At 62.9% G+C, this 9,533-nt stretch carries 8 protein-coding genes; 3 read left to right on the top strand and 5 right to left on the bottom strand.

From position 1 onward, the window contains the following. Positions 1 to 8 precede the first annotated feature (8 nt). Positions 9 to 842: a DUF1353 domain-containing protein gene (locus tag PO883_RS17590; RefSeq protein WP_289310919.1), complete on the top strand. Its 834-nt coding sequence runs from the start codon at positions 9 to 11 to the stop codon at positions 840 to 842. Positions 843 to 953: 111 nt separating this feature from the next. Here the strand turns inward: PO883_RS17590 and PO883_RS17585 are convergent, their stop codons facing one another. The 4 genes from PO883_RS17585 to PO883_RS17570 form a co-directional block, all read right to left on the bottom strand. Continuing rightward, the gene (locus PO883_RS17585; protein ID WP_289310918.1) at positions 954 to 4,520 is read right to left on the bottom strand and encodes a M1 family aminopeptidase; all 3,567 of its coding nucleotides are present in this window, start codon (positions 4,518 to 4,520) and stop codon (positions 954 to 956) included. Between the two features lie 11 nt (positions 4,521 to 4,531). Further along, positions 4,532 to 5,422, bottom strand: coding sequence for an ABC transporter ATP-binding protein (locus PO883_RS17580; protein ID WP_289310917.1), 891 nt, complete (start codon positions 5,420 to 5,422; stop codon positions 4,532 to 4,534). A 320-nt stretch (positions 5,423 to 5,742) separates the two neighbouring features. After that, on the bottom strand, positions 5,743 to 6,939 hold the full coding sequence (locus PO883_RS17575) for an ABC transporter permease (RefSeq protein ID WP_289310916.1): 1,197 nt from the start codon (positions 6,937 to 6,939) through the stop codon (positions 5,743 to 5,745). A gap of 3 nt (positions 6,940 to 6,942) precedes the next feature. After that, entirely contained in the window at positions 6,943 to 7,722 is a 780-nt protein-coding gene (locus PO883_RS17570) for an ATP-binding cassette domain-containing protein (RefSeq protein ID WP_289310915.1), read from the bottom strand. A gap of 99 nt (positions 7,723 to 7,821) precedes the next feature. On the opposite strand from PO883_RS17570, the gene PO883_RS17565 reads away from it, so the two are divergent. Continuing rightward, positions 7,822 to 8,310, top strand: a complete 489-nt coding sequence (locus tag PO883_RS17565; RefSeq protein ID WP_289310914.1) for a hypothetical protein — start codon at positions 7,822 to 7,824, stop codon at positions 8,308 to 8,310. 30 nt (positions 8,311 to 8,340) lie between these two features. Then, positions 8,341 to 8,985: a 2-polyprenyl-3-methyl-6-methoxy-1,4-benzoquinone monooxygenase gene (coq7, locus tag PO883_RS17560; protein WP_289310913.1), complete on the top strand. Its 645-nt coding sequence runs from the start codon at positions 8,341 to 8,343 to the stop codon at positions 8,983 to 8,985. 89 nt (positions 8,986 to 9,074) lie between these two features. Here coq7 and PO883_RS17555 read toward each other — a convergent pair whose 3' ends face one another. Beyond that, a complete protein-coding gene (locus PO883_RS17555) occupies positions 9,075 to 9,497 on the bottom strand; it encodes an OsmC family protein (protein WP_099874279.1) in 423 nt (140 codons plus the stop codon). Positions 9,498 to 9,533 lie beyond the last annotated feature (36 nt).

The following is a 9,533-nucleotide window of genomic DNA, read 5'->3' as shown; positions in this document are numbered from 1 at the left end:
AGGGTGAGATGATTAAATCAATCTTGGTAGCATGCCTATTCGGCGTGTCTAGCCTGACTCAAGCCCAGCAAAACGGGAAGTTCATCGGAGAGGTTGTTGCAAAGTGGTCGGCGGATGGACGGACGATGACGCTTGCGGAAGATTTTGCGTATTTGGATGCCGATAATCTCCAGTGGTATGCCCCAAAGGGCTCGGTTGTCGACGGTGCTTCCATTCCGCAGGTGGCGTGGTCGGTCATCGGAGGGCCCTTTGAAGGACGATACAGGTATGCGTCCGTCATTCACGATGTTGCATGTGAACAGAGGACCAGAGAGGCGCAAGCCGTCCACCGGGCGTTTTACGGCGCGATGTTAGCAGCGGGCGTCAGTGAAACGACTGCGAAAGTGATGTACGGCGCTGTCTATCATTTCGGACCGCACTGGAATGTCAAGGAAGAACGATATAAGCGAGCGCGGGCCAGTCTTCCGGTGCTTGAAGCGGAGCTTCAGAGAGAGGCAGTTCGCGTATTGCACTTACAGCGCGATGGCGCGGATACTGGCGTACCCGGCGATGATTTGAAAGGCTACACCTTGGAAGAGGCGATTAAATCAGAAAATACGCTTAAAGATGCGTTACGGATTACCAGAGCGACGATCAAAGAATTTCAGGAAGAAGTGGCGCGCGAACAGAATCCCAACATACCCAGGCGAGCCAGAGTGGTGCGACCTCCGCCTGTGTTTGCCCGCCTTAAAGATAAAATCGAGAAGGCAGCCGCAGATGGGCGGCCGCTGACTCTTCACCAAATAGAGAGCATCCAAGGCGAAAGCAGGAGCGACCCTTTTAATGTGTTCAAGTTGAAATAGAGAAATCGTTGGGCCAGCATCGCCGCCCATGCCGACGAGGTCTCGGGTCCTTGTTAGTGACAGGGGAACAAAGCTTTCGGGCGCTAAAAGCGACGACGGCCCGAAAGTCCCTTATTGCTCCACCTCGATCATATTATCCCCCGGCTTGCGGTCGATCAGCTTGTTGTCCGGATCGATCCCGGCCTTGTATGGTCGCGCGCTCACCACCATCGTCACGCTCATGGTATTGCTGTCGACAACGCGCCGTTCGCGCAGCAGCGGCTTGCCATCCTTGTCGTCGACGCCAAACTCGATCAGGTCTTTCAAGGGCACTTCCGTCTCGTCGCCCAATTTGCCCGCGCGCATTTTGACGGCGCTGGCGCGCAGCGTCACCTCATATTTGCCATCCGCGCGCCTGGTTGCCATGGCCGACGTGGCCCGGTTCTCGTACAGGACGATGTGCTCGAACAGGTCGTCGATCAGGTAGGCAAGTTCGGGCGGCGTGGCGAGGCGCAAGGCATCGGTCAGCGCCAGCACGCTCGGATACGGCGCGCCGTGGAAGGCATGGCGCGTCAGCAGCTCGTGCAGCACGGCGTTGATCTTCTCTTCGCCCAGCACGTCCTGCAGCCAGTACATGGCCAGCGCACCTTTGCGATAGTGGATGTAGCTCTGGTTTTCGTTCAGCGCCAGCGGCAGCTCGTACTTGGTTTCCAGCGCCCGTCCCATCAGATACTTGTCCAGGTTGTAGCGCAGGAAGCGGCGCATGCGTTCCGGGCCGACCTGCTGCTTCATCACCATCAGGGCCGCATATTCGGACAGGGTTTCGCTCAGCACCGTGCTGCCGCGCGTGTTCGACCCTACCAGCTGGTGGCCCCACCACTGGTGCGCCACTTCATGGGCCGCCACGTAGAAGGGGTAATCGATATCCTTGGGATTGTTGTCGTCGACCCGCGCGATGAAGCCGATGCTTTCCGAAAATGGCACCGTGCCGGGAAACGATTGCGCGTACGCGTCGTAGCGCGGAAACTCGACCACGCGCAGCACCTTGTGCTGGTACGGGCTGAAATGCTTCGAGTTGTATTCCAGGGCGGCCTTGACTCCGCGGATCATGCGCTCGACGTTGAAGTCGTGGCCCGGATGGTAATACACGTCGATCATCACATCCTGCCAGCGGTCGTGCCGCACTTCGTAGCGGGCCGACTGGAAGGCGTAGAAATTCAGGATCGGCTTGTCCATGCGGTAATGGAAGTAGCGCCGTCCGGCCGACATCCATTCCTTTTCCAGGGTGCCGGGGGCAATCGCCAGCTGGTCCGGACTGGTGCTGATGACGGCATTGAAGCTGATCCAGTCGGCGTCCGCGCTGAGCGCATTATTCGCCTGTCCGGCCGGATCATTGGGCGAGCGCAGCGGCGCATGCGGCGCCAGGCCGTGGCGCTTGCGGTCGCGGTCGTTTTCCAGTTCAAGCGCCGGCTGGTAGCCGATGCGCGGCAACTGGCCATTGTTGAAGAAGCTGCCGTTGCTCAGCACCGGGGTGTCCGATTCCAGTCCGAGCACGCCGCGCGCCTCGAATTCCACGTCGAATTCGAGCGGCATGCTTTGTCCCGGCGCCAACGGTGCGCTCAGCTGGTAGCCATAGAAGCCGTGTTCGCGGTCGCTGACCAGGGGCGTGATCTTCTGGCCGAAGCGCACCTTGAGGCTGGCCAGCCGGTCCTGGCTGATGAATACCTGGGTGATCGGGGCCGTACCCTTGTTGTCGAGCTGGTAAACACCGGTGACGGTCAGGCGGCGCTGTTCGGGCACGATCGCCACTTTCAGGTCGACGCCGCTCACGCGCGGCTGCGCCAGCGCCGCGTATTTCTTGTAGCGCAGCTCGTACCCGGCGCGCGTGCGGTCTTTCTGCCACGCGGTCTGGTAGTCACCTTCGATGTGCAGGTTGTAATAGAGCAGGGCGCCGCTGCCGGCGAAGATCGCCAGCCCGGCCGCGAAGGTGGCCATGACCGGCAGGCTCAGGTTGCGGCGCGCCAGCTGGATGCGGCTGCCCAGTTCGGCGTTGCAGCCGCGTGGCCAGAACACCAGCGACGCGACCATCAGCATCAGCGCCGCGCCGCCCCAGTACAGCTCGAACCAGCGTTCGCGCACCAGGAAGTGGCCATAGCCGTTCATGTCGGAATACATGAAGGAGGGCGAGGTGCCGTACAGCAGCATCGGATGGTCGAGGCCGAGCGAACTGAAGGTGAGCGTGGCGAAGTAATACACGATCATCGCGAAGTAGGCCAGGTACTTGTGGTTGATCAGCACTTGCAGCGCGATTGCCAGCACCGCCACCAGCGCGTACTGGGGCAGGTGGATCAGGAACAGGGTTTGCAGGTACAGGCCGACATCGATGGCGAAGTAGCCGCGGAACAGCTGGATCAGCATGCCGGCGATCATCACCAGCACCAGCATCAGCACTTGCAGGCCGATCAGGGCGAACAGCTTGGCCAGCATCGGCAGCCAGCTCGGCAGCGGCAAGGCGTCGAGCATCTGGCCCACGCGCGCCTCGCGCTCGCGCCAGACCAGTTCGCCCGCGTAAAAGGTGGTCACGACCAGCATGAACAGCGCGAAGGCCTCGCTGATCAGTTCAAGCACCTGGTAGGTGACGGGATAGGTATTGGTGCCGTACATGGAACCGAGGTTGAGCGAGGCGCCGAACACGGCCAGTACGCCGGCCAGGGCGATCACGGCGAAGTAGACATCCTTGACCGATTCGCGCCAGTTGAGCCAGGTCGACCTGAGCAGCAGCAGGGCCAGGCTACGGCGCAGGAAGTCCGGCGTTTCCTGGGAAGCGATGGCGCTGTGCGACAGTTGTTGCGGGACGTCGCCCTCGGCGCGCCCGGCCGGGCGGCTGGCGGCGCTGGCGCTGAACTGGAAGCGCCAGTAACCGAGCATCAGCACCACCAGCGCGAAGCCGCACCACAGGACGCGGTTGTACAGGACCACGCCGTCGAAGGGAATGGCGCGGCCGTTGCGCTCGGCAATGGTCCAGTATTCGGTGATGCGGATCAGGGCGGTGGTGCCGAAGGGATCGATCAGCGCGGCCAGGGTCTTGTAGTCGAGGTCGCGCGCGAGCGAGGGCGCCACGATGTAGCCGATCATCATCACCACGCTGGCCACGTACACCGGCAGCATGCGCCGCGTCAGGGCCGCCAGCACGAAGAAAATCGCGCCGAAGATGACAATGTTGGGCAGGGTCAGGAGCAGGTAGGGCCACAGGTACATCCAGGCCCCGGACGGGCCCAGGCGGTCGGCTTCGATGCCGGGGATGTAGGTGCCCAGCCAGGCGCCCAGCACGATGCTGGAAAACACCACCGCCAGGGTCAGCGCGGCGCCGAGAAAGCGCCCGAACACATAGTCGTGCTTGGCGATCGGCGCGCTGAAGAAGAAATGGTGCATATCGTATTCAAAATCCTGCTGCACCGAGCGCCCCATCATGGCGGCCATCACCACCACGCCCAGGCAGCCGAGGAAGGCCACCGTCAGCGCAATCGAGCGCGGGGAGTTGATGAACAGGCGCCCGCCGAAGGTGACGTAGGCATCCTTGAACACGCCGCCGGCGGCCGCCATCCACAGCATGGCCAGCGCGAAGAACATGCCGAAGTAGACCCAGGTCGATAGCAGCTTGAGCCGCTGGCGCGCTTCAAACAGGGCGATTGCCAACATGGAGGCCACCTTCAGCAGTTGCTGGCCGCGACGTGGCGTCCGGCGATGGTGGCGAAGTAGACATCTTCGAGGTCGCCGGCGGCCGGCTCGAAGCCATCGCCAGGATCTTGTTCGGAGTACACGTGGATCAGGGTGCGGCCGGTCAGCAGACGGGTCGAGATCACCGCGTGCTCTTTCTGGAAATGGGCCAGCTCGTGCTTGGCGACGAAACGCGCCCAGATGTGGCCGTCGATATCGTCGATCAGCTTTTGCGGCTCGCCGCACAGCAGCACGTGGCCCTTGTTGATGATGGCCATGTTGGCGCACAGATCGGACACGTCCGACACGATGTGGGTCGACAGCACAACCGTCTTGTCGTCGCCGATGTCGGACAGCAGGTTGTGGAAGCGCACCCGTTCCTGCGGGTCGAGGCCGGCGGTCGGTTCATCGACGATGATCAGCTGCGGGTCGCCCAGCAGGGCCTGGGCGATGCCGAAGCGCTGGCGCATGCCGCCCGAAAACGTGCCGAGGCGCTGGTTGCGTACTTCAAACAGATTGGTTTGCTGGAGCAGGCCGTCGACCACTTCGCGGCGCCGGCTGCGGTGCGACAAGCCCTTGAGCACGGCAAAATGGTCGAGCAGTTCGTAGGCTGTGACCTTGGGGTACAGGCCGAAGTCCTGGGGCAGGTAGCCGAGCAGGCGGCGGATATCGTCCTTGTCGTCGAGCACGTCGAGGTCGCCGAAGAAGACCGACCCGGCGTCGCACTCCTGCAAGGTGGCGAGGGTGCGCATCAGGGTCGACTTGCCCGCCCCGTTCGGGCCGAGCAGGCCGAACATCCCACTGGGGATGGTGAGGGTAACTTTATCCAAGGCAACTACGCCATTGGCATAGGTCTTGGATAAATTCCTGATGCGTAATTCCATGCCTGACTCCTGATACGGTCGCAGTACGTACGTTTGGCGGGTAGCCGGGCGCACTTCTAGAGTTGCATTGTATAAAATTTGACCGCGCCACGGCCGCCTGTTGCGACGTACCGCAATTTGACGTGCTCAGATTGCACAAATGGGGGAGTGGATGAGTGGCCTCGCATGCGTTCCCCCCAAGTTCGCTCCGCAGCCGACGACTGAGCTGACAACTTGGGCCCCCCGCCTGCGCGGGGGCGACGGTGGTGAGGCCTGCGACGTTGGTGAGACTGATAGCGGTTCAACGGCGGCTGCGACGATGTCGAGGTGAGCAGTCAACCTTAACTCCGAAACAACACATCCTCCCGATTGAACCACCACCTGCACCACGCCAGCAGCGCCCCGGCGATCAGGGTGGTGGACAGCAAAATGGCCGAAAACATGCGGTAATCCATGGTCCCCTTCACCAGTTCCTTCATCGCCAGCGAGACATTGGTCAGCGGCACCATCGACCAGAACCAGTTCAGCTCCACCCCGGGCAGCATGGCCACGACAATCGGCACGATCAGTAGCATCATCAGCGGCGAAATCATGCCCGACGCTTCCTTGTAGCTCTTGGCGTAAATCGAAATCGACAGCAGGATCGAGGCGAAGATGGCGGCCGTCGGCACCAGCATCAGCGCCACCATGGCCAGGTCGCGGGCGCCGATTGCGCGCACCATCTGGGCCAGGCCGCCTTCGAACGAGCTGCCGAACAAGGCCAGCAGCAAACCCATGCTGGCCACCATCAGCAGCGCCGAGGTCAGGCCCACGGTAAACAGCACCAGGAACTTGGCCAGCACCAGCGCGGTGCGCGCAATTGGCGCCAGCAGCAAGGTTTCGAGCGTGCCGCGCTCCTTCTCGCCGGCGCCCAGGTCAATCGCCGGGTACATGGCCGCCATCAGGCATACCATCAGCAAGATATAGGGCAAAAAGCCCCCCACCAGCGCCCCCATGCGCTCGCGCGTGCCGGCGGTCGACAATTCTTCCAGCTCGATCGGATTGAGGGCAAAGCGCAGCTCGGCGCGGCTCATGTTCATGGCCGACAAGGCTTGCTCGCGCAGCGCGCCGTTATGCGCGTCGATCACGGCCGCCACCCGCTTGTGGGTCATGTCCAGCGCCACCGCATTGTTGTAGTGCAGCGTGACGCGGGTCTGGCGGTGCGCCGCCATCGCTTGTTCGAATCCGGGCGGAATGACGATGGCAAAATGGATGCGGTCGGCGTCGATGGCGGCCTTGATCGCGCCTTCATCGGCCAGCGGCACTTCGCGCAAGCCTTTCTCGCGCGCGAAGCGCTCGCTCAGCCCGGGCGCATTGTCCTTGCCGAACAGGGCGTAGGTCAGTTCCTTGTGCTGGGCTTTCTTGAAAATGGTCGAGGACAGGTAGCCCAGGCCGCCGAAGATCATCGGCATGGCGATGATCGGCAGCAGCAGGGTAAAGATGAAGGTCTTGCGGTCGCGCAGCAGTTCCAGCAATTCCTTGAGATACACAATCCACATGGCTCAGCCTTCCTGATTGATGACGTGCACGAAGGCGTCGTACAGGTCGTGGCTGCCGCCCAGCTCGCGCAGCTCGGCGACGCTGCCGTTGAAGGCGCTGCGGCCGCGGTTGATGATGCACACCCGGTCGCACAGCTTGTCGACCTCGTGCAGGTGGTGGGTCGAAAAAATCAGCGGAATGCGCAGGGCCTTGTAGCTGGCGATGAATTCGAGCAGCACGCGCGCCGACATCACATCGAGCCCGGTGGTCGGTTCGTCCAGGATCACCACCTGCGGCTCGTGCACGACGGTGCGGGCGATGGCGCACTTCTGCTTCATGCCGCTCGACAGGTCGTCGGCGCGCTTGTGGGCGTAGGCGTGCATGTCGAGCTGCTCGAACAGGTCGTCGCAGCGCTGCTTGAGGCGGGCCGGGGCCATGCCGTGCAGGCGCCCGAAATACTCGACGTTCTCGCGCGCGCTCAGGCGCCCGTACAGGCCGGTCGAGCCGGACAGGAAGCCGACCCGCTGGCGCGCCCGGATCGGGTCGGCCACGATATCGATATCGTCGATGAAGGCGCTGCCGGCGTCCGGACGCAGCGCGGTCGAGAGGATGCGCAGGGTGGTGGTCTTGCCGGCGCCGTTCGGGCCCAAGAGGCCCAGCACTTCGCCGGGCGCGCAGGAAAAACTGACATCGCGCACCGCGTGGAACCAGCCATCGCTCTCGCGCACGTCGCGCTGGCGGGCGCGCCGCTCCTTGTGCACCGTCGCGGCGAAGCGCTTGGCCAGGTGTTTCACCTCGATCATCGGGTTCCTTCTCTCAAAGCGTGAGGGTAGCACGCACAAATTCACGGCCGCAAGCACGGCAGGCCGCCACAGCGGGCCGGAAATGTGGATAATGGGTCCATGGACAGTGCCATCAAAGAAAAAGTAATCGCCGTCGCCGGCAGCGGGCGCAATGCGGCCGAATGGACCGCGTACTTCCGCGTCACCCTCGGCCTGTACTACCTGGCCGGGCTGATGACGTCCGACACCATCGATTTCAAGAAGGTCGACCGCGCCTTCAACCAGTTCATCTACCATACCATCGGCAAGGGGCACACGATCACCAGCGTGCTGCAGTTCATGAGCGGGGCGAAAGTGGTGCCGGTGGTGTCCGCGCCGCGCTTCATCGCCGCGTTCACCGAACATTGTCCGGATGTGCCGCCCGACACCATTCCATTTTTGCTGCAGCTGAACCTGGGCGTGGCGAAAAACATTTCCGGCATCGATGTCGCCGGTCCGCTGCTCGACTGGATCGAACGCCAGACGGCCTTGGCCACGGCCGGGGGCACGGACGACGGCGCGCCGGCCATGCGGGCAGCGGGCGACCCGCCCGGGCCGGACGTCCTATAATGGCGTTTTATCGCTACCGGGACAGCGCGTATGCCAGCACAACGATCCATCAATCCACTCGACCAGCTGATCGTCAGCATGGACAAGGCCCTGCGCGTGATCGCGGGCGTGGCATCGGCATCGCGGCCGACCCCGGCGGCGCATGCCGATGACGGCCAGCTCGACGAAGCCGAACAGCGCCACAGCGCCGGCCTGATGCGGGTCAACCACGTGGGCGAAGTGTGCGCGCAGGCGCTGTACAACTCGCAATCGCGCTTTGCCCGGACCGAGGAAATGCGGCAGCAGTTCGCCGAGGCGGGGCGCGAGGAAGAGGATCACCTGGCGTGGACGGCCCAGCGGCTGGCCGAGCTGGGTTCGCGGCCGAGTTTGCTTAATCCCTTGTGGTATGCGGGGGCGTACGCGCTGGGCACGGTGGCGGCGCAGCTGGGCGATGCGCGCAGCCTGGGGTTTGTGGTCGAGACCGAGCGCCAGGTGGAGGCGCATCTGAACAGCCATCTCGATTTGCTGCCGGTGCAGGATAGCAAATCGCGCGCGATCGTGGACCAGATGCGGCTCGACGAGATCGCGCACGGGGCGGCGGCGCAGGCGCTGGGCGCGGTGGACGTGCCGCTGCCGGTGCGCGGCGTGATGAGTGCGATGGCCAAGGTGATGACGACGACGGCGTATTACGTTTGATGCTGCGTAAGCGCTGCCGCTGACACTCGTCGTTTACCACTACCCGTCGTTTCTGGCAGTGGCAGGAACGACGGCAGGGCGCTATCGGCTTACCCTTCAATAATCTCAAACGAATGCGTGATCTCGGCCATCTTGGCCAGCATGATCGACGCTGAGCAGTATTTGTCGTGCGACAGGCTCACCGCGCGCTCCACCGCGCCCGGCTTCAGGTTCTTCCCCGTCACCGTGAAGTGAAAATGGATCTTGGTAAACACCTTGGGATCGGTTTCCGCGCGCTCGGCCTTCAGGCTCACGTCGCAGCCGCGCACATCCTCGCGGCCGCGCTTGAGAATGAGCACCACGTCATAGGCCGTGCATCCGCCGGTACCGAGCAACACCATTTCCATCGGCCGCGGCGCCAGGTTGTGGCCGCCGCCTTCGGGCGCGCCATCCATGCTGACCATGTGGCCCGACCCTGTCTGCGCCCGAAAACTCATGCCCGAGGGACCGTTCCAGCTGACTGTGACTTCCATTGCATTCTCCGATGATTGTGTCGGCCTATTGTAATG

This window comes from Massilia sp. DJPM01 (assembly GCF_030348125.1).
GTDB classification, from domain to species: Bacteria; Pseudomonadota; Gammaproteobacteria; order Burkholderiales; family Burkholderiaceae_D; genus Telluria_A; species Telluria_A frigida.
The sequence above is the reverse complement of the archived record's forward strand: the minus strand, read 5'-3'. Positions and strand labels throughout refer to the sequence as shown.